General features: G+C 74.7%; 16 protein-coding genes. 10 read left to right on the top strand and 6 right to left on the bottom strand.

Features of this window, described 5'->3' with window-relative positions:
• The first annotated feature begins 56 nt into the window (after positions 1 to 56).
• A complete protein-coding gene (locus AQJ30_RS12985) occupies positions 57 to 449 on the top strand; it encodes a VOC family protein (RefSeq protein ID WP_067232965.1) in 393 nt (130 codons plus the stop codon).
• Positions 450 to 569: 120 nt separating this feature from the next.
• Here AQJ30_RS12985 and AQJ30_RS12980 read toward each other — a convergent pair whose 3' ends face one another.
• Together AQJ30_RS12980 and AQJ30_RS12975 are read right to left on the bottom strand one after the other, a co-directional pair.
• A complete protein-coding gene (locus tag AQJ30_RS12980) occupies positions 570 to 869 on the bottom strand; it encodes a DUF4235 domain-containing protein (RefSeq protein ID WP_067232962.1) in 300 nt (99 codons plus the stop codon).
• Positions 870 to 903: 34 nt separating this feature from the next.
• Positions 904 to 1,923, bottom strand: coding sequence for a glutathione S-transferase family protein (locus AQJ30_RS12975; RefSeq protein WP_067232959.1), 1,020 nt, complete (start codon positions 1,921 to 1,923; stop codon positions 904 to 906).
• On the opposite strand from AQJ30_RS12975, the gene AQJ30_RS12970 reads away from it, so the two are divergent.
• Entirely contained in the window at positions 1,922 to 3,052 is a 1,131-nt protein-coding gene (locus AQJ30_RS12970) for a cation diffusion facilitator family transporter (RefSeq protein WP_079083997.1), read from the top strand. The genes AQJ30_RS12975 and AQJ30_RS12970 overlap by 2 nt on opposite strands.
• 197 nt (positions 3,053 to 3,249) lie before the next feature.
• Here the strand turns inward: AQJ30_RS12970 and AQJ30_RS12965 are convergent, their stop codons facing one another.
• Positions 3,250 to 3,696 carry a nitroreductase family deazaflavin-dependent oxidoreductase gene (locus tag AQJ30_RS12965; RefSeq protein WP_067232954.1) on the bottom strand — a complete coding sequence of 149 codons (447 nt, stop codon included), beginning with the start codon at positions 3,694 to 3,696 and terminating at the stop codon, positions 3,250 to 3,252.
• Positions 3,697 to 3,902: 206 nt separating this feature from the next.
• On the opposite strand from AQJ30_RS12965, the gene AQJ30_RS12960 reads away from it, so the two are divergent.
• The 4 genes from AQJ30_RS12960 to AQJ30_RS12945 all read left to right on the top strand — a co-directional run bounded on the left by AQJ30_RS12960 (position 3,903) and on the right by AQJ30_RS12945 (position 8,968).
• On the top strand, positions 3,903 to 5,078 hold the full coding sequence (locus tag AQJ30_RS12960; protein ID WP_067232951.1) for a glycoside hydrolase family 113 protein: 1,176 nt from the start codon (positions 3,903 to 3,905) through the stop codon (positions 5,076 to 5,078).
• A gap of 45 nt (positions 5,079 to 5,123) precedes the next feature.
• Positions 5,124 to 5,660 (top strand): flavoprotein, encoded by a 537-nt coding sequence (locus tag AQJ30_RS12955; RefSeq protein WP_067232949.1) that lies wholly within the window; start codon positions 5,124 to 5,126, stop codon positions 5,658 to 5,660.
• A 61-nt stretch (positions 5,661 to 5,721) separates the two neighbouring features.
• The gene (locus AQJ30_RS12950) at positions 5,722 to 6,690 is read left to right on the top strand and encodes an aldo/keto reductase (RefSeq protein ID WP_067232946.1); all 969 of its coding nucleotides are present in this window, start codon (positions 5,722 to 5,724) and stop codon (positions 6,688 to 6,690) included.
• Positions 6,691 to 7,066: 376 nt separating this feature from the next.
• Positions 7,067 to 8,968, top strand: coding sequence for an RICIN domain-containing protein (locus AQJ30_RS12945; RefSeq protein WP_067232944.1), 1,902 nt, complete (start codon positions 7,067 to 7,069; stop codon positions 8,966 to 8,968).
• A 40-nt stretch (positions 8,969 to 9,008) separates the two neighbouring features.
• On the opposite strand, the gene AQJ30_RS12940 is transcribed toward AQJ30_RS12945, so the two are convergent.
• The 3 genes from AQJ30_RS12940 to AQJ30_RS12930 all read right to left on the bottom strand — a co-directional run bounded on the left by AQJ30_RS12940 (position 9,009) and on the right by AQJ30_RS12930 (position 13,538).
• Complete coding sequence (locus tag AQJ30_RS12940) at positions 9,009 to 10,274, bottom strand: SLC13 family permease (protein ID WP_067232941.1); 1,266 nt, start codon at positions 10,272 to 10,274, stop codon at positions 9,009 to 9,011.
• Between the two features lie 170 nt (positions 10,275 to 10,444).
• The gene (locus AQJ30_RS12935; RefSeq protein WP_067232938.1) at positions 10,445 to 11,104 is read right to left on the bottom strand and encodes a DUF4232 domain-containing protein; all 660 of its coding nucleotides are present in this window, start codon (positions 11,102 to 11,104) and stop codon (positions 10,445 to 10,447) included.
• Positions 11,105 to 11,171: 67 nt separating this feature from the next.
• Positions 11,172 to 13,538: a SpoIIE family protein phosphatase gene (locus tag AQJ30_RS12930; protein WP_067232926.1), complete on the bottom strand. Its 2,367-nt coding sequence runs from the start codon at positions 13,536 to 13,538 to the stop codon at positions 11,172 to 11,174.
• 287 nt (positions 13,539 to 13,825) lie between these two features.
• Here AQJ30_RS12930 and AQJ30_RS12925 point away from each other — a divergent pair, with 287 nt between their 5' ends.
• The 4 genes from AQJ30_RS12925 (at position 13,826) to AQJ30_RS12910 (ending at position 18,845) form a co-directional block, all read left to right on the top strand.
• Complete coding sequence (locus AQJ30_RS12925) at positions 13,826 to 16,066, top strand: glycoside hydrolase family 9 protein (protein WP_067232922.1); 2,241 nt, start codon at positions 13,826 to 13,828, stop codon at positions 16,064 to 16,066.
• Between the two features lie 85 nt (positions 16,067 to 16,151).
• A complete protein-coding gene (locus AQJ30_RS12920) occupies positions 16,152 to 16,397 on the top strand; it encodes a hypothetical protein (RefSeq protein WP_067232919.1) in 246 nt (81 codons plus the stop codon).
• A 3-nt stretch (positions 16,398 to 16,400) separates the two neighbouring features.
• Positions 16,401 to 16,778, top strand: coding sequence for a toxin Doc (locus AQJ30_RS12915; protein ID WP_067232917.1), 378 nt, complete (start codon positions 16,401 to 16,403; stop codon positions 16,776 to 16,778).
• Between the two features lie 486 nt (positions 16,779 to 17,264).
• Positions 17,265 to 18,845 carry an RICIN domain-containing protein gene (locus AQJ30_RS12910; RefSeq protein WP_067232914.1) on the top strand — a complete coding sequence of 527 codons (1,581 nt, stop codon included), beginning with the start codon at positions 17,265 to 17,267 and terminating at the stop codon, positions 18,843 to 18,845.
• The last annotated feature ends 18 nt before the right edge of the window (positions 18,846 to 18,863 follow it).

The raw sequence follows: 18,863 nt of genomic DNA, 5'->3' as shown, positions 1-18,863 counted from the left end.
GGTGGGGGCCTGAATCCGGGGTATCAGAAGGGTCCGACCGGAGACACGGAGGAGTCATGGCACTGGTGGAAGCGGGCGTCGTCGTGCTCGACTGCGCGGAGCCCGAGCAGCTCGCGGAGTTCTACAAGGCGCTGCTGGACGGCGAGGAGACCTACGTCAACGCCAACCGGGTGGAGATCACCGGCGCGGGCGGCACCCGGCTCGCCCTGCGCCGGGACGTCAACGCGACCCCGCCGAGCTGGCCGCGCCCGGAGAACTCGCTCCAGGCGCACCTGGACTTCGTGGTCACGGACCTCGACGAGGCGGAGCGCAGGGTGGTGTCCCTGGGCGGCCGCCCCCTGGAGGCCAAGTCCGCCCCCGGCCCGTACGAGGAGCGCGCCTGCTCCGACCCGGCGGGCCACTCCTTCACCCTGCGCAAGGTACCGGCACCGGCACCCAAGCAGGGCTGACCGCACGACGCACTCGAGCGGGGCACGGCGAGGGCAGCAGACGAGAGGGGCTGGGCCGCACGGCCCAGCCCCTCTCGACGTCGTACCGGCCGGCGCCGCCGGCCCGTGACGGCCCGCCGCTCAGTCGCGGCCCTTCTTGTCCTTCGCCGGCCACGTCCCGGTGGACCGCTCGATCGCCTTCGCGCCGGTGCGGTCGGCCGCGCTGCGGACCGCCGCGAAGATCGCGCCCTGGATCGCCGCGGCCAGCAGGATCTCACCCCAGCCGCGTTCGCGGTCCAGCGCGTCCGGAGCGTCGTCCTCGTGCCGGACGGCCTTCCACACCTGCTGGAAGGCGTATCCCGCCAGGGCACCGCTCGCCCAGCTGAACACGAATCCGACGGGCTGGTAGACGAGGGGGAGTTTCCGCTTCTTCTTGGCCACGTGCGCCTCCTGTGTGTGTACGTGTGTCGATCGGTCAGGGCCGTCCCCGCGCCGGGACCTCCTCGCCCGCGGGCACCGGCCCGGGCGGGGTCCCGTCGCCGAACGGCCGCCCGTCGAGCTCCTCCCGGCGGTGCGGGGTGAGCCAGCCGGACAGGTCCGGGCCGAGGGGCACGATCCGGGTCGGGTTGATGCCGGTGTGGACCTGGTAGTAGTGCCGCTTGACCTGGTCGAAGTCGACGGTGTCGCCGAAGCCGGGCGTCTGGAACAGGTCACGCGCGTACGCCCACAGCACCGGGTCCTCCGTCAGCTTCCAGCGGTTGCACTTGAAGTGACCGTGATAGACCGCGTCGAAACGGACCAGTGTGGTGAACAGCCGGATGTCCGCCTCGGTGATCGTGTCACCCACCAGGTACCGCTGCCCGGCCAGTCGCTCCGACAGCAGCTCCAAGCGCCGGAAGACGCCCGTGCACGCCGCCTCGTACCCCGCCTGCTCGTGTGCGAACCCGGCCCGGTACACCCCGTTGTTCAGGTCCTCGTACACGTCGGCCATCACCGCGTCGATCTCGTCGCGCAGCTTCTCCGGATACAGGTCCGGCGCACCCGGCCGGTGCAGCGCCGTCCACTCGGTGGCGAGGTCCAGGGTGAGCTGCTGGTAGTCGTTGGTGACCAGCCGGCCGCTCGGCACGTCGACGACCGCCGGCACGCTCACCCCGCCGGGGTGGCCCGGCTCGCGCCGTTCGTAGGCCTCGGCCAGGTAGCGGATGCCGAGCACCGGGTCGCGGCCGCCCGGGTCCAGGGTGAACCGCCAGCTGCGGTCGTCCTGGACGGGGTCGGCGACGGCGAGGGAGAGCGCGTCCTCCAGTCCGAGCAGCCGCCGGGAGATCACCGCCCGGCTGGCCCAGGGGCAGGCCCGGCTCACCACCAGTCGGTAGCGCCCGGCCTCCACCGGCCAGCCGTCCCGGCCGTCCGCGGTGATCCGGTCCGTGAAGTGGCTGCGGGACCGCTTGAACGCCCGGTGGCCGTACGCCTGGTTGCCGTCGCCCCCACCGCTCATGCCGCCTCCCGATGCCTCGTGCGTCTCCTGTGCTCCGCGTTCCCCGTTCGCGCTACGCGTTCCCCGTTTTCGCCCGACGGCACGGTGTGAGCGGAACCGGCCGGGGCAATCGCCCAGGGTGACCGGGACAGCGACGCAGACGCAGACACAGACGGACAGTCCGAAGGAAGAACACACCGAGGAGGCAGCGGACCGCCGGACACGCGTCACCGTACTGGTGGCGCTCGCCGCCAACCTGATCATCGCGGCCGCCAAGGCCGTGGGCGGTCTCCTCGCCGGCTCGCCGGCCCTGCTGTCGGAGGCCGCGCACTCCGTGGCGGACAGCCTGAACGAGGTCTTCCTGCTGGCCGCCCTGCGGCGCAGCAGGCGCCCGGCCGACCGCCGCCACCCCTTCGGCTACGGCAAGGAGCGCTTCTTCTGGTCGCTGCTCGCCGCCGTCGGCATCTTCGTCATGGGCGGCTGCTTCTCCGTCTTCCAGGGCGTCGAGGCGCTCAGGAACGGCGCCGACGAGGAGCTGAGCGGCTACATCGCCGGCCTGATCGTCCTCGGCGTCGCCTTCCTCGCCGAGGGCGCCTCGCTCTTCCGCGCCCTGCAGCAGGTCCACCGCCAGGGCGGCAAGGCGGGACTGCGCGACCCCGCGCTGCGCACGGTCGTCGCGGAGGACGGCACCGCGGTGCTCGGCGTCACCTTCGCGGCCGTCGGCATGGTGCTGCACATGGTGACCGGGCAGGTCGTCTGGGAGGCGTCCGCCTCGATCGCGATCGGCGCGCTGCTCGTCTACGTCGCCTACCGCCTGGGCCGCGAGGCCCGCGACCAGCTGATCGGCGAGGCGGCCGACCCCGAGGCCAGCGACCGCATCCGGGAACTGCTGGCTTCGCAGCCGGAGATCGACAGCGTCGAGGCGCTGTTCACCATGAAGACGGGCCTGGACTCGATCCTGGTCGCGGCCCGCATCGACCTCGTGCCCGGCCTGGACAGCGAACAGGTCGAGGAGGTCGCCGACCGCATCAAGCGCTCCGTCGCCGAGGCGGTCCCCGACGCGGGGGAGATCTTCCTCGACGTCACCGACCGCGGCGGGCGGGAGACGCACGAAAGCCCCGCCGCGACGGGGGAGCGCGGCGGGGCCTGACCTCCGCGTGCCCGGGACGCGGTCCTTCATGCGCCCCGGGCACGAACTTCCCCGGCCTGCCCGAGACTTCCTCGGCCTGCCCGAGACTTCCTCGGCTCGCCCAAGACTTCCTGGGCCCGTCCGAGACGTCCCCGGCCGTCCTCAGCGGGGGTGCGGGCGGGTCTTCCCCGGCCACCCCCGCCGTGGACCCCGGCGCATCACGCCGACAGCGGCTCCAGCACGAACACCGGGATCTCCCGGTCTGTCTTCGTCTGGTAGTCGGCGTACGGCGGGTAGGCCGCGACGGCCCGCTCCCACCACTCGGCCTTCTCCGCGCCCGTCACCTCACGGGCCCGGTAGTCCCGCCGGTCGGGCCCGTCCTGCAGCTCGACGTGCGGGTCGGCCTTGATGTTGTGGTACCAGACCGGGTGCTTCGGCGCGCCGCCCTGGGAGGCGACGACCGCGTACCGGCCCTCGTGCTCCACCCGCATCAGCGGCGTCTTGCGGATCTTGCCGCTCCTGGCTCCCCGGGTCGTCAGCACGATCACCGGCAGCCCCGTGTCCCGCAGCGTCGTCCCCTTGGTGCCGCCGGAGCTCTCGTACAGCTCCACCTGGTCGCGCACCCACTGCTCGGGGCTCGGCTCGTACTCGCCTTCGAGGGGCATGGTGTGTCCTTTCCTCGCCTCGCGGACTGACTCGCACCGTGCGTCAACACTGGTACGGCTACGGATCATCCGCACCGGGTTCCGTCATGATCCCGTACCGACACGCACTCCCGGGCGGCTTTCGGCGCGGGACGTCATCCCTTGGTCGCGGTGCCGTGGACCTTCGGGCGACGGCACCGGGCGCGCCGCCCCGGGACAGTGACGGCATGGAGAAGAGCAACGGGACGAGCAGGGCACGGTTCCTCGCCGGAGCGGCGGCCGTCGGAGTGTCGGCGGCGCTGCTGCCCACCGGCCGGGCCGCGCGGGCCGCGGAGGCCGGGGTCACCGAGGGCGCAGCGGGCGGGCCGCGGCGCGGGCTGCGCCACCGGGGAGTCGTGTACACCGTCGGCGCGGGCGGGACGCCGGCCACCGGCTTCAGCGCGGAACGGATGCGCGCGGACCTCCGCGTGATCCGCGACGCCCTGCACGCCGACACCGTCGACGTCACGGGCGACGGCGTGGCCCGCCTGACGGCCACCGCCGCCGAGGCCGCCGAACGGGGGCTGCACGTCTGGCTCCAGCCGACGCCGGCCGACCTGCCGCAGCGCGACATCCTGGACCACCTCGCCGAGACCGGGCGGTTCGCCGAACGCCTGCGCCGCCAGGGCGCGAGCGTGGACCTCAGCGTGGGCTGCGAGTTCTGGCTGTTCGTGCCGGGGATCGTGCCCGGCGCCACGGTCCTGGAGCGGGTGCGCAACCTGCTGGAGGGCCACGTGGACCCGGTCGCGGTGCAGCGCCGGCTGGACGCGTTCACCGCCCGGGCGGCGGCCGTCGGCCGCTCGGTGTTCCACGGCCGGCTCGGGTACGCCGCCGCCCAGGACGACGAGGTCGACTGGCGGCTGTTCGACGTGGTGGGCATCGACTACTACTCCGCCTTCCGCGACCACGCCGCGCACCGCCGTGAGCTGCGCCGGTACCTGCGCTGGGGCAAGCCGCTGGCGATCACCGAGTTCGGCACCTGCGCCTACGTCGGCGCACCCGAGGCCGGCGGGATGGGCTGGGACGTCGTCGACCCGGAGACGGGGGAGGTCAGGGCCGGACTCGTGCGCAGCGAGCGCACCCAGGCCGCCTACGTCGCCGACCTGGTCGACGTGTTCTCCTCGATGGACCTCTACGCGGCGATGGCCTTCGAGTTCGTCACCCCTGACAGCCCGCACCGCCCCGACGACCCGCGCCACGACCTCGACCTGGGCAGCTACGCGCTCACCAGGACCGTCCAGGACCGCCCGGGCGACCCGGCGTCCGACTGGCACTGGGAGCCCAAGGAGGCCTTCCACGCACTGGCCCGCCGCTACGCCCACGAGCGCCGCCGCACCCGCGTGCGCCCCCGCTCCGGCGCCTGAGGAGTGTCCGCCTCCGGGGTCACACGGTCCCCTTAGGCTGCACGGATGACCGCATCCGACCGCAGTCCGTTCCTGTACGTCGTCGTCTGTGCCGCCGGGGTCGCCACCGACGTCGGCACGTTGATCACCGCCGCGCAGGAGCGGGGCTGGGAGGTCGGCGTCATCGCGACCCCGCTCGCCATGAACGGCTTCTTCGACACCGAGGCGGTGCGCGCGCAGACGGGCCGTCCCCTGCGCTCGGCCTGGCGGCGCCCCGGTGAACCGCGGCCCTTCCCCGCACCCGACGCGCTCGTGGTCGCCCCGGCGACCTTCAACACCGTCAACAAGTGGGCCGCCGGGATGGCCGACACCCTCGCCCTGGGCACGCTGTGCGAGGTGGCCGGGCTCGGGGTGCCGATGGCCGTCCTGCCCTGCGTGGCCGACGCCCTGGCCGCGCACCCCGCGTACCGGGAGAGCGTGGCCCGGCTGCGGGGGATGGGCGTGCGGTTCGCCGACCCGTACGGCGGGCACGCGGGGGAGGACGGCGGCCGCCCGCGGTTCGGCTGGGAGCGGGCGCTCGACCTGCTGGAGGACCGCCCCTGACCGTCAGGACACGACGTAGGCTCCGGACCGGTACCGCCACCGACCGCGGGGAGCAGGAACGATGGAGTACGTGAAGCTCGGCACGACGGGTCTCGACGTGTCGCGGATCTGCCTGGGCTGCATGACCTACGGCGTGCCGGACCGGGGCACGCACGAGTGGACCCTGGACGAGGACGCCTCGCGCCCGCTGATCCGGCAGGCGCTGGAGGCGGGCGTCACCTTCTTCGACACCGCCAACGTCTACTCCGACGGCACCAGCGAGGAGATCGTCGGGCGGGCGCTGCGCGACTTCGCCCGCCGCGACGACGTCGTGCTCGCCACGAAGGTGCACGGGAGGATGCGGCCGGGGCCCAACGGCGCCGGGCTCTCCCGCAAGGCGATCATGACCGAGATCGACCACAGCCTGCGCCGCCTGGGCACCGACTACGTGGACCTCTACCAAATCCACCGCTGGGACCCGCACACCCCGGTCGAGGAGACCATGGAGGCCCTGCACGACCTGGTGAAGGCGGGCAAGGTCCGCTACATCGGGGCGAGTTCGATGTACGCCTGGCAGTTCTCCAAGGCCCAGTACACCGCCGAACGGCACGGCTGGACCACGTTCGTCTCCATGCAGAACCACTACAACCTCCTCTACCGCGAGGAGGAGCGCGAGATGCTGCCGCTCTGCGCCGACCAGGGCGTCGGGGTGCTGCCGTGGAGCCCGCTCGCCCGGGGACGGCTCACCCGTGACTGGGGCACCGTCACCGGCCGCAGCACGACGGACGCCTTCGGCAGCGGCCTCTACCAGGAGGGCGACCGCGCCGTCGTCGAGGCGGTCGGCCGCATCGCCGCCGAGCGCGGCGTCCCGCGCGCCCAAGTGGCCCTCGCCTGGCTGCTGCACCAGGACACCGTGACCGCCCCGATCGTCGGCGCCTCGAAGCCCGGACACCTCGAGGACGCGGTGGCCGCCGTGGAACTGGAACTGACCGAAAAGGAACGGGAAGAACTGGAGCGGCCCTACGCCCCGCACCCCGTCGCCGGTCACTGAAACACCCCATTGCGTGGAATGCGGACACCGGTCACGTCGCGAAAGGGACACCAATAACGCGCGCGTCCTCGAATACCCGAGCGAATTGAACAACTGTCAATAATGCGGCGACCGCACCCTTCACGCAAAACCGTGGAATCGCTTGTTCCTGATCCCGCGGCTGTGCCAAGGTGTGCGTGTCGGCGCACGGGCAAACGAGGTCCGCTCCCCTGTGCGCGAAGGCCGCTCCCGTCCACCCCCCACGCTTCACCAGAGCTGCCCCTGGCGGACGTTCGAGAAGCCGAACCCTGTGCGAGAAAACCCGGCGGTTCACCGGCGGGTTGCCATACCGCTTGGTATGGACTTTCTGACACGTGCCCCCAGGAGGAATGCACTCGTGAAAGACGCCGGTCTGTCGGTTTCCACGACTTCGGCACGCCGCTTCGCCGCGACGGACGAACAGCTGAGTGCCGAACTCAAGAACTGGACCGGTGCGTCACCCGCGGTGCACCCCGTCGGTGAACTCCTCGACCGGCACTGGGAGGCGGCCTTCGCCTACGCCCGGCTGTGCACGGACGGCGAGCGCGCGGCCGGCATGCTCACCACGGCCGCCTTCACCCGCGTCTTCGGCGAGTCGATGCGCCAGGACGGCCCCACCGCCGCCTGGCGCCCCCACCTGCTGGTCACCGTGCGGCGCATCGCCGCCGAATGGGACGGCGACGGCCGCCGCGAACTCCTCCACCCCGATCTGCGCGCCGCCGACGGCGACGGCGAGCGCCTGGCCGCGCGGCTCCTGCCGCCGCTCAACCGCCGCCTGCTCTCCCGCGCCTACCAGCGGCTGCCCCAGACGGCCCGCTGCCTGCTCTGGCACACCGAGGTGGAGGCGGAACCGACGTCCGTGCCCGCCGCCCTGCTCGGCCTCGACGACGAGGGCGCCCTGGTCGAACTGCGCCGGTCCCGCGAGCGACTGCGCGAGGAGTGCCTCCAGCTCCACCGCGAACTCGCCGTCGACGAGGACTGCCACCGCTACCACCGGCTGCTCGACGTCACCTGCCGGCGCGGCGGCGCCGACGTCGACCCCGACCTGAGCGCCCACCTCCGGCACTGCCGCCACTGCGCGCACACCGCCGACCAGTTGCGCCACTGCGCCGACGGGCTCGGCCTCGCCCTCGCCGAGGGCGTGCTCGGCTGGGGTGCCCGCGCCTACCTCACCTCGCGCATCACCCTCCCCGAGCCGCAGCCCGACGACCCCGTGGCCTCCGGGACCCCCGCGCCCCCGCACGCCGCCGCGCAGGACCCGGCACCGCCCGCGGGGGAGGCGTTCACCACCGGGCTCGCCGCACCCACCGCGGTGACCGGGCGCACGCGAAGCGCCGGAAGCACCGCGCCCCCGCCCCGTCCCCGCTCGGTGCGCAAGGCGGCCCGCCGCGCCCGCCGCCGGCACCTCGCGGTCGCCGCGCTCACCGTCACCGGCCTGATCGCGCTGCCCCTGGTGGTGTGGTCCCTCCTCGGCACCGACGACGGCGCCGGTCGCGGCCCCGGCCCGGACTCCTCCGCCGGGACCGGCACCGGCACGGCCGGGCCCTCCTGGGTGGGCGCGGGTGAGTCCGCGGCGGGCACCCTGCGCGGCCGGCTGCACAACGTCGCCTCCGGACTGTGCGTCGGGATCCTCGGCGGGAAGGCGGTGAGGGGCGCCGAGACCGGTCTCGCCCCCTGCTCCTCGGCCGCCGGACAGCAGTGGGCCTACGAGCCCGACGGGCTGCTGCGCAACGGCGCCGACCCCTCCCTCTGCCTCGACTCCCGCCTGGGCTACTCCGTGCGGCTCACCCCGTGCGCGAGCACCGGCGCCGACGCCCGCGCCCTGCGCCACGACTTCACCCTCCAGGGCACCCTGGTCCCGCGCTGGAACCAGGACCTCGCCCTGACCCCCGCCGCCACCGACGGCTCCGGCACCCTCGTGGCCAAGAACCGCGCCGACAGCGCCGTCCAGCGCTGGGTGATCGACACCTCCCGGCCCGACCCGCAGCTGCAGACCGTCGGCTGGGGCGCCGACGGCGGCACCGGCCCGAGCGCGTCCCCGACCCCGGAGGCGGCCCGGCCCCCGGCCCCCGCCCGGAGCACCACCCCGCCGGCCCGCACGCCCGCCCCGTCGGCGTCCGCCACACCGAGCTGCTCGTACGCCACCTGGTACGCCTGCTCGTGGGGCGACCGCGGCCCCGACGGCCGGCACGACGGACCGGGCGGCTACGGCGGCCACGACGGCTACGACCGCGGAGGCAGCGGGTACGGGCGTCGCTGACCCGTGCCCCCGTCAGGTCCTCAGCAGCTGGAGCGACCCGTCAGGTGCCCAGCAACTGGAGCGACCCCCACAGCGCCAGCACCGCCGCGCCCAGGGACGCGGGCACCGTGAGCAGGCCGAGCCGGGTGAACTCACCCACCTGGGCGTGGTCGGAGACGTCCGCCTGCGCGTGCACCACGCGCCGCCACAGCAGGGTCGCCAGCGACCCGGCGTACGTCAGGTTCGGGCCGATGTTCACGCCCAGCAGCACGGCCAGGACCACCCCGGGGCCGGCCGGGGCGGTGAGGGGCACCAGGACCAGTACCGCGGGCAGGTTGTTGATCAGGTTCGCCAGGAGGGCGGCCAGGGCGGCGACCGCGCACAGGGTGAGCAGCCCCGAGCCCTCCGGCAGCACCTGCCGCAGGGCTCCGGCGAGACCGTTGTCGACGACCGCCCGCACCACGACGCCGAGCGCCAGCACGAACGCCAGGAACCCCGGCGCCGCGGCCCGCACGACCTCCACGGGCCCCGCCTGCCGCCGCAGCACGGCCCGTACGGCGAGGACGAGCGCCCCGGCGAACGCCGCCCAGGCCGGTTCCACCCCGGCGGCCGACGCCACCACGAACCCGGCGAGCGTGCAGGCCACGGTGATCAGGGCGAACAGCGGCACCCGGGGTGCGGGGCCGGTGTCCGGCTCGGGCTCGGCCGCCGGCAGGTCGGCGGCGAAGAAGCGGCGGAACACCAGGTACTCGGCGCCCACGGCGACCACCCAGGGCGCCGTCATCAGCGCCGCGAAGCGGGTGAAGCTCAGCCCGCTCGCCGTGAACGCCAGCAGGTTGGTGAGGTTCGACACCGGCAGCAGCAGCGAGGCCGTGTTCGACAGGTGGGCGCACGCGTACAGGTGCGGCTTGGCCCGCACGCCCATGCGGGCCGCGGTGGCGAGGACGACCGGGGTGAGCAGGACGACCGTGGCGTCCAGGCTGAGCACCGCCGTGATCACCGAGGCCAGCACGAACACCGCCGTCAGCAGCCGCCGGGGGCGCCCCGCCGCCCGCCGGGCCATCCACGCCCCGCAGGCCGTGAAGAGCCCGTCGACGGCGCAGAAGTGGGCGAGCACCAGGACGGCGGCCAGGAAGCCGATCACCGGCCCCAGCCGCTCGGCCTCCGCGAGGGCGTGCTGCGGGGAGATCGCCCCGGCCGCCAGCACCACGGCGGCGGCCGGGACCGCGACCAGCGCCTCCGGGCGTCCCTGGGGGCGCAGAACGGCCCACACCAGCGAAGCGGCGAGCAGGGCGACGGACAGGGTTTCGGCGAGCGGGGCGTTCAGAGCGGATCCTCGGGAGCACGATCGGTCGGACGGGGCCCCACATCAAAACAGGCCACGGTAAGAATCGCTCAATCGCTCAATCACTCACCCGCGTGATCGCCCGTCCACGCTCACGTGCCCGCCCGCGCCGTCCTCACCGCGTCGGCCCGGCCACACCCGGCACCGCGCCGTCACGGCCCGGTCCCCGCCGCGAGCGCCGTCAGCCGCACGGTGGAGGCGTTGCCCGACACCGGCACCGCGCCGCCCGTCCACCGCACCCGCAGCGGGTCGTGCTCGTCGGGCGGGGTCACCAGCAGCGTCACCGGGGTCGCCGCCCGGGCACCGCTCACCTCGGGGTTGGAGAAGCTCAGCCCGGCCCAGGCGCTGCGGCCGGGGGCGAGCGTGACCCGCACCGGCCGGGTGGCGGTGCTGCGCTCGGGGTCGGCGCCCAGCTGCCGCCCCGACGCGTCGAGGAAGGCGGCGCCGGGATGGCCGTACACCGTGCAGGTGCGGGTGGAGGCGTTGGTGAGCACGACCGGGAAGTTCTCCTGACCGGCCCCCGGGTCGTTGCGGCCGACGGAGGCGCGCAGCTCGGAGGTGTGGCAGCGGGTGCCGGACGGCACCGCGGCCGAGGCGCCGCGCTCCGGGACGGACGCCGTGGCGGTCGTGGTGCTCCCGGGGGCGGGCGCGGACGGCGACGGACCCGGGGCGGACGCCGAGGTGCCGGGCGCCGCGGACGTCCCGCTCCCGCCGGGCGCCGGGGCGGCGCCGGAGCCGCTGCCGCAGCCGCTCACCAGACCCAGCACCGCCAGGGCGCTCACGACGAGCAGACGGGGGCGACCGTGCACCATGTCATCCCACCCTTCCCGGTGGTCCGAAGCGGTCCCTCGGACGGCGGGTGCCCGGGCGCCGGGCGGGTCACTCCTCCTCGACCAGGGCGAGCTCCGCCCAGATCGTCTTGCCGTCGGCGGTGTGCCGGCTGCCCCACCGCTGGGTGAGCTGCGCGACCAGCAGCAGCCCGCGGCCGCCCTCGTCCCACGTCTTGGCGCGGCGCAGGTGCGGCGCCGTATGGCTGGTGTCGGACACCTCGCAGATCAGCGTGGCCGCGTCGTGGATGAGCCGCAGCCGGATCGGGTGGGAGCCGTACCGGATGGCGTTGGTGACCAGCTCGCTGACCACCAGCTCGGTGGTGAACGACACCGCGCCCAGGCCCCAGGTGTCGAGCTGGGCGAGGACCTGCTTGCGGATGGGCGCGACCAGCGCCGGGTCGGCCGGGATGTCCCAGGTGGCGACCTGGGAGGCGGGCAGACCGCGGGTGCGGGCCAGCAGCAGTGCCACGTCGTCGGCGGCGCCCCCGGCCGGCAGCAGCCCGTGCAGGATGCGGTCGCAGGTCTCGTCGAGGGAGCCGGACGGCGCGGCCAGCGCCGCGCACAGGTCGTCGCGGGCCGCGTCCAGGTCGCGCTGCCGGGACTCGGTCAGCCCGTCGGTGTAGAAGGCGAGCACGCTGCCCTCGGACAGGTACAGTTCGGCCGACTCGAACGGCAGCCCGCCCAGCCCCAGCGCGGGGCCGGGCGGCAGCTCGACGGTCCGGGCCGCGCCGCCGGGCGGCAGCATCAGGGGCGCCGGATGACCGGCCCGGGCCAGCGTGCAGCGGCGCGACACCGGGTCGTACACCGCGTACAGACAACTCGCCCCGACCTCGCCGGGGCTGCCCTCGCCGCCCGCCTCCTCCGACAGCCGCACCACCAGGTCGTCGAGGTGGGTGAGCAGTTCGTCGGGCGCCAGGTCGATGTCGGCCAGGGTGCGCACCGCGGTACGCAGCCGGCCCATCGTGGCCGACGCCTGGATGCCGTGCCCGACGACGTCGCCCACCACCATCGCCACCCGCATCCCGGACAGCGGGATCACGTCGAACCAGTCGCCGCCGACCCCGGCCCGCGCGGCCGGCAGGTAGCGGGAGGCCGCGTCCACGGCGGCGGTGCGCGGCAGCGAGCGGGGGAGCAGGCTGCGCTGGAGGGCGAGGGCGGTCTCCCGCTCCCGGGAGAAGCGGCGCGCGTTGTCCACGCAGACGGCGGCGCGCGCGGTGACCTCCTCGGCGAGCAGCACGTCGTCCGGGCTGAACGGCTCCGGCCGCCGGAACCGTCGCAGCACGGCCACCCCGAGGGTCACCCCGCGGGCCCGCAGCGGCACCGCCATGCTGGAGTGGATGCCGAACGCCCGCATCCGGTCGCGGCGCGCGGTGTCCACGGCCAGCCACTGCTCCATGTCCGGGTCGGGCAGCGTCACCGCGACGGTGCGCCCGCTGGTCAGCGAGTCGGCCTGCGGCGATCCCGCCGGGTACGTCAGCACCTCGCCGGGCTCGGCGAGGGCCTCGGGCACGCCCGGGTTCACCGACTGGTGCGCGGCCCGGCGCAGGCTCAGCGAGGCGGTGAGCGGGGCCGGCGGTTCGCCGCCGCGCGGGTCGAGCAGGTCGACGCTGACGAAGTCGGCGAGGGCGGGCACGCACACGTCGGCCAGCTCCTGCGCGGTGCGGGCCACGTCGAGCGTGGTGCCGATGCGCACGCTCGCCTCGTTGACCAGCTGGAGGCGTTCGCGGGCCCGGTGGTGCTCGGTGAAGTCGTGCGCGGCCATGGTCACGCCGCGCACCCGGCCCGCGTCGTCGGTGACGGGCGCCAGCCGGGCCAGCCAGGCGTGCGCGCGGTCCTCGCCGCCGGTGTGCAGACGGGTCTGCACGTCCTCGGCGCGGCCGGTGGTGAGGACGCGCAGCATGTCGTGCTCCAGCGCCTCGCTCTGCGGCTTCCCGCCGATCTCGGACGGCCGCAGCCCGCGGATGTGCTCGGCGGGCAACCCGAGGAGTTCGGCCATGGCGTCGTTGAGGTGGGTCAGGCGCAGCCGGTCGTCGTAGACGGCGATCGCGCAGGGTGACTGGAGGGGTCCCTCCACGGCGAGGAGCGCGTCGAGGGAGGAGGGGGGCCCGGGCAGCGGGGCGACCACCAGCCAGTGGCCCGGCCCGCCGTCGTCGGACCGCCGGTGGTGGGCGAGCAGCCACACCGCGACCGGGTGGCCCTCCCGGTGGCGCAAAGTGAGCGTCCCGGACCAGCGGGAGCCCGTGGGTGCGGCGGGCGCCCCGTCGGCCAGCAGCCGGGCGGCGGGGGAGCCGACGACGTCCCGCGGCTCCCAGCCGAGCAGCGCGCGGGCGCCCGGGCCCCAGTCCACCAGGGTGCCGTCGTCACCGACGACGACCCGGGCCGTCGCGGCTTCGTCGAACGGGTAGACCGGGCTCATCCTCGCCACTCCATCGCGGACACTCACAGTGAGCAGACGCGCACCTGGTCCCAGCGTAGTGCGTCCCGCCCGGGCGCGGACCGGAACCCCCTGTGCCGCCGGACGCCCGGCCCGTCCGGGGTCAAGGGCGATTTCCGGCCGAGGGGAGCCCGGTCGGCCCGGTCGGAAAATCCGTCCTGTCGCGACCGTTGACGGGGTGTCATGAGCGCAGCAAGCATGTCTCGCGTCCGAATTTTGGGAGCGCTCCCACGCACCTGGCGCACCCGCACGCCCCGAGGAGCCCAGACGTGAAACGACGTACGACGGCCTTGCTGACCCTCACCGCCCTGCTGGGCACGGCGCTCACCGCGCTGCCCGTCCAGCAGGCCGGTGCCGAGGAGGCCGAGCAGGTCAGGAACGGCACCTTCGACACCACCAGCGACCCCTGGTGGACCAGCAACGTCACCGCGGGCCTGAGCGACGGCCGGCTCTGCGCCGACGTGCCCGGCGGCACCACCAACCGCTGGGACTCCGCGATCGGCCAGAACGACATCACGCTGGTGAAGGGGGAGACGTACCGGTTCTCCTTCCACGCCGCCGGTGTCCCCGAGGGGCACGTCGTGCGCGCGATCGTGGGCCTGGCCGTGTCGCCGTACGACACCTGGCAGGAGGCGAGCCCGGTGCTCACCGAGGCCGACGGCTCGTACTCCTACACCTTCACCGCGCCCGTCGACACCACCCAGGGACAGGTCGCCTTCCAGGTCGGCGGCAGCACCGACGCCTGGCGGTTCTGCGTGGACGACGTGTCCCTGCTCGGCGGGGTGCCCCCGGAGGTCTACGAGCCGGACACCGGGCCCCGGGTGCGCGTCAACCAGGTCGCCTACCTGCCCGCCGGGCCGAAGAACGCCACCCTCGTCACCGACGCCACCGACCGGCTGCCCTGGCAGCTCAGGGACGCCAAGGGCGCCACGGTCGCCCGGGGCCTGACCGTGCCGCGCGGCGTCGACGCCTCCTCCGGGCAGAACGTCCACTCGATCGACTTCGGCTCCTACCGCGGGCACGGCACCGGTTACACCCTCGTCGCCGACGGCGGGACCAGCCACCCCTTCGACATCGACGCGGCGGCCTACCGCCGCCTGCGGCTGGACTCCGTGAAGTACTACTACACGCAGCGCAGCGGCATCGCGATCCGCGACGACCTGCGCCCCGGCTACGGCCGCGCGGCCGGCCACCTGGACGTCGCCCCCAACCAGGGCGACGCGCACGTCCCCTGTCAGCCGGGCGTGTGCGACTACACCCTCGACGTCACCGGCGGCTGGTACGACGCCGGCGACCACGGCAAGTACGTCGTGAACGGCGGCATCGCCACCTGGGAGCTGCTGAGCACCTACGAACGGTCGCTGCTGGCCCGCACCGGACACCCGGCCGCCCTCGGTGACGGCACCCTCGCGCTGCCCGAGAGCGGCAACAAGGTGCCGGACGTCCTCGACGAGGCCCGCTGGGAGCTGGAGTTCCTGCTGCGGATGCAGGTGCCCGCCGGGCAGCCGCTGGCCGGGATGGCCCACCACAAGGTGCACGACGAGCAGTGGACCGGTCTGCCCCTGCTGCCGAGCCAGGACCCGCAGAAGCGGGAGCTGCACCCGCCGACCACGGCGGCGACCCTCAACCTCGCCGCGACCGCCGCGCAGGCCGCGCGGCTGTACCGGCCCTACGACAAGGCGTTCGCCGCGCGGGCGCTGACGGCCGCCCGCACGGCCTGGCAGGCCGCCCTCGCCCACCCCGACCTCCTCGCCGACCCGAACGACGGCACCGGCGGCGGCGCCTACGACGACGCCGACGTCACCGACGAGTTCTACTGGGCCGCCGCCGAGCTCTACCTGACCACGGGGGAGCGGCAGTTCGCCGACCACGTGCTCGCCTCCCCGGTCCACACCGCCGACGTCTTCGGCCCGACCGGCTTCGACTGGGGCCGCACGGCCGCCGCCGGCCGGCTCGACCTCGCCCTCGTGCCCAGCCGGCTGCCCGGCCGCGACCAGGTCCGCCGCTCGGTGGTCCGGGGCGCCGACGCCTACCTCGCCACGCTGACCGCCCACCCCTACGGCATGCCGTACGCGCCCGCCGGCAACCGCTACGACTGGGGCTCCAGCCACCAGGTCCTCAACAACGCCGTCGTCATCGCCAGTGCCTACGACATCACCGGCGCGCACAAGTACCGCGACGGCGCACTGCAGAGCATGGACTACGTCCTCGGCCGCAACGCCCTGAACATCTCCTACGTCACCGGCTACGGCGAGGTCAGCTCCCACAACCAGCACAGCCGCTGGTACGCCCACGAACTCGACCCGACGCTGCCCAACCCGCCGTCCGGCACCCTCGCCGGCGGGCCCAACTCGAGCATCCAGGACCCGTACGCCCAGTCGAAACTGACCGGCTGCGTCGGCCAGTTCTGCTACATCGACGACATCCAGTCCTGGTCGACCAACGAGACCGCGATCAACTGGAACGCGGCCCTGGCCCGCATGGCCTCCTTCGCGGCCGACCAGGGCTGACCCGGCTCCCCCCTGGGTACCGCTCGGGTACGCCCCTGACCTGGCGCTATTTACGGGTCAGTACCCGAGCGGTACCGTGAAGGACATGCCAGCCCTCAATGTGGAATTCAGCGACCGCGAGCTGGAGGACCTGCGGCAGATCGCCAAGGAACGCGGTACGTCGATGAAGGCGCTCGTGCGCGAGGCGGCCGCCGCCGACATAGCGCGCCACCGGGCGCTCCAGGAGGGGGCGGAGGCGTTCCGGCGCTTCTTCGCCTCGCACGCCGACGAGTTCGCGGCGGCGTTCCCCGACGACGAGTCGCCCGTCCGGGGCGAGGGGCGGGTCGCCTGACCGATGACCCCCGTCATCCACATCGACGTCCCCTGGCTGCTCCAGCGCCACGAAGAGGTCCTCCCGGACCAGCCGACCGTCAACGACTTCTCGGCGCTGGTCGCCGCCGTCGCCCGGCACCGGGTCGACCCGCCCCGGCTCGGCGTGGACTCCGACCCCGCCTGGCGGGCCGCCGCCCTGCTGCACACCCTCGCCGTCCTCAAGCCGCTGCCGTCGGCGAACGCCCGCTTCGCGTGTGCCACCGCCGTCGCCTACATGTTCGTCAGCGGCGTCGGCATCGACCCGCCCTACGGCGCGCTGGTCGACCTCGCCCGTGACCTGATGTCCGGCAAGGCCGACGTCTACGGCGCGGCCGACCGGCTGCGCTCCTGGCAGATCTGAGGCGCCGTCCGGTGGCGCACGGCACCCCGGCCGCCAGGGACCGGACTCCCCGGGGCCGCCGGCCGAGGGCGGGAGGATCAAGGCCGGCGGCCGGTGTCGCGCGGGGGAGCCGCCGTCCCGCGCGGGGCCTCCGAGGAAGGGCCACTCCCAGTGCACTACGGCCCCGCGGGCCCGGGGAGCGTGCGACGCGCCCCGGCGCGTGCGCGGGGTTCACACGGGGCGCGGACGAAACGAACACCTCGGCCGCGGGTCCGAGTTGAGCCGCCCTGTCGACTTTCTTTCAATAAGGCCGAAGTTGTTCTTGTGCCTTGTTGCGCGCTCGTGAGGTGTGCGAGGGTGAAACACCCGTGCGGGGGGTGACGGCCGGGATCACCGTGCATCACGGGGAACCAGGGGCATCCGTCTGCGAGCGGGGGCCCACGTCGCCCGGAGCGACCGCGCTCCCCGCCACGCCGACCCGGTCACGCCCCCCGAAGGAACCGCTCAGTGCTCACCCCCCGCCCTCCCCGTCCCCCGTACCCGCCGCCCGGCGGGGACTCCGGAGAGTCCGACGAGTCGCTCGCCGCCGGAGTGCGCGGCGGCCCGGACGGGGAGGTCGCCGAGTCCACCGCCCTGCTGATCGCCCGGCACTGGCGGCCGGTGCACGACTACGCGGTGATCTGCCTCGCCTCCTCCGGCAGCGTCGCCGCCATGGTCACCGGGGCCGCCTTCCACCAGGTCTTCGACCGGCTCAAGCTGGGCGAGCAGGGCACCGCGCTGCGCCCCCGGCTGCTGGTCACCGTGCGGGACACCGTCCTGCTCTGGTCCGGCACCGGGCGGATATCGGGCGTGCTGCCCGCCCTCGGCAAGCCGTCCGGGGCGCGCGGGATGCGGGCGGCCAAGACGCTCGTCCCGGAGAACCGGGTCCTGGCTGAGCGCGCCTACCAGGGCCTGCCCTCGGTCGACCGCGCCGTGCTGTGGCACGTGGAGGTCGAGGCCGAGCCGCTGGGCCTGGCCGCCGCCCTGCTCGGCGTGGACGCCGACACCGCCGCCGCGGCCCTGGACCAGGCCCGCGACAAACTCCGCGAGGGCCTGGTCCGCGCCCACCGCGAGCTCGCGCCCAGCAGGGACTGCCGCTTCTACAACCGGCTCCTCGACGTCCCCCTGCGGCGCGGCGCCCAGCTCCTGCCCGACGTGCGCCGGCACCTGGACGCCTGCCGGTACTGCCGGGCCGCCGCCGAGCAGCTCGGCCACTTCGACGGACGCCTCGGCGCGCTCCTCGCCGAGGCGGTCCTCGGCTGGGGCGCCGGCCGCTACCTCGAGTCCCGGCCGGGCCGCTCCCGCCAGCAGTCCGCGCGGCTGCGCGGCGCGGCCCGCCACCGCGGCGGACGCCCGCGCCGCGCCGCCCTGCGCCTGCTGGACCGCCTGCCCGGGCCGGCCCGCTCGTCGCGCACCCTGCTCACCGGCGTCGGTCTGGCCTCGGCCGGACTGCTCACCACCCTGCTCGCCGCCGGCATGTGGTCCGACGACGGCGGCGCCGACCCGGCGGCCTCCACCAGCGCGAGCGGCGGCGGTACGGTTCCCGGCTCCGCGGAGCTGCCCGCCGCGCCCGGGGAGACCCGGCTGCGCAACGCGGCCACCGACCTCTGCCTCGCCGTCCAGGGCACCCCGCGCGACGGCGCCCCGCTCTCCCTGGCCGCCTGCTCCGCCAACCCGGCCCAGCGCTGGCGGTACGAGGACGACGGGCAGCTGCGCAGTGCCGCCGAGCCCCACCTGTGCGTGGACTCGCGCGCCGACGCAGGCGTCGTGCTGCTCGGCGCGTGCACCGAGGGCACCGACGCGCGCACCGACGACGTCCGCTACGACCTGACCGCGCAGGGCGAGTTCCTCCCCCGCTGGGACGAGGACCTGGCCCTGGACACGGCCGGCCGGAACGCCGGCGCCGACCTGGTGGTCACGGTGCGCGACGGCACGCCGGGCCAGCGCTGGCAGACCGACGCGGGGGCGGCGCGCGGCGGCTCGCTGTCGGTCAGCGGCACCGGGGGCCCGACCGCCCGCCCGGCCCGCGCCCCCGGCCACGACGCCTGACGGCGGCCGTCACCCGGG

The organism is Streptomyces longwoodensis (genome assembly GCF_001514125.1).
In the GTDB taxonomy this organism is placed as follows: domain Bacteria; phylum Actinomycetota; class Actinomycetes; order Streptomycetales; family Streptomycetaceae; genus Streptomyces; species Streptomyces longwoodensis.
This window is presented reverse-complemented; position numbering and strand designations above follow the sequence as displayed.

What these genes read in the sequence shown, in the direction of transcription:
- AQJ30_RS12985 (WP_067232965.1), top strand. Translation starts at nt 57, where the DNA reads ATGGCACTGGTGGAAGCGGGCGTCGTCGTGCTCGACTGCGCGGAGCCC.
- AQJ30_RS12970 (WP_079083997.1), top strand. Translation starts at nt 1,922, where the DNA reads ATGCCGCCTCCCGATGCCTCGTGCGTCTCCTGTGCTCCGCGTTCCCCG.
- AQJ30_RS12975 (WP_067232959.1), bottom strand. Translation starts at nt 1,923, where the DNA reads ATGAGCGGTGGGGGCGACGGCAACCAGGCGTACGGCCACCGGGCGTTC.
- AQJ30_RS12965 (WP_067232954.1), bottom strand. Translation starts at nt 3,696, where the DNA reads ATGCCCCTCGAAGGCGAGTACGAGCCGAGCCCCGAGCAGTGGGTGCGC.
- AQJ30_RS12960 (WP_067232951.1), top strand. Translation starts at nt 3,903, where the DNA reads ATGGAGAAGAGCAACGGGACGAGCAGGGCACGGTTCCTCGCCGGAGCG.
- AQJ30_RS12955 (WP_067232949.1), top strand. Translation starts at nt 5,124, where the DNA reads ATGACCGCATCCGACCGCAGTCCGTTCCTGTACGTCGTCGTCTGTGCC.
- AQJ30_RS12950 (WP_067232946.1), top strand. Translation starts at nt 5,722, where the DNA reads ATGGAGTACGTGAAGCTCGGCACGACGGGTCTCGACGTGTCGCGGATC.
- AQJ30_RS12935 (WP_067232938.1), bottom strand. Translation starts at nt 11,104, where the DNA reads ATGGTGCACGGTCGCCCCCGTCTGCTCGTCGTGAGCGCCCTGGCGGTG.
- AQJ30_RS12930 (WP_067232926.1), bottom strand. Translation starts at nt 13,538, where the DNA reads ATGAGCCCGGTCTACCCGTTCGACGAAGCCGCGACGGCCCGGGTCGTC.
- AQJ30_RS12920 (WP_067232919.1), top strand. Translation starts at nt 16,152, where the DNA reads ATGCCAGCCCTCAATGTGGAATTCAGCGACCGCGAGCTGGAGGACCTG.
- AQJ30_RS12915 (WP_067232917.1), top strand. Translation starts at nt 16,401, where the DNA reads ATGACCCCCGTCATCCACATCGACGTCCCCTGGCTGCTCCAGCGCCAC.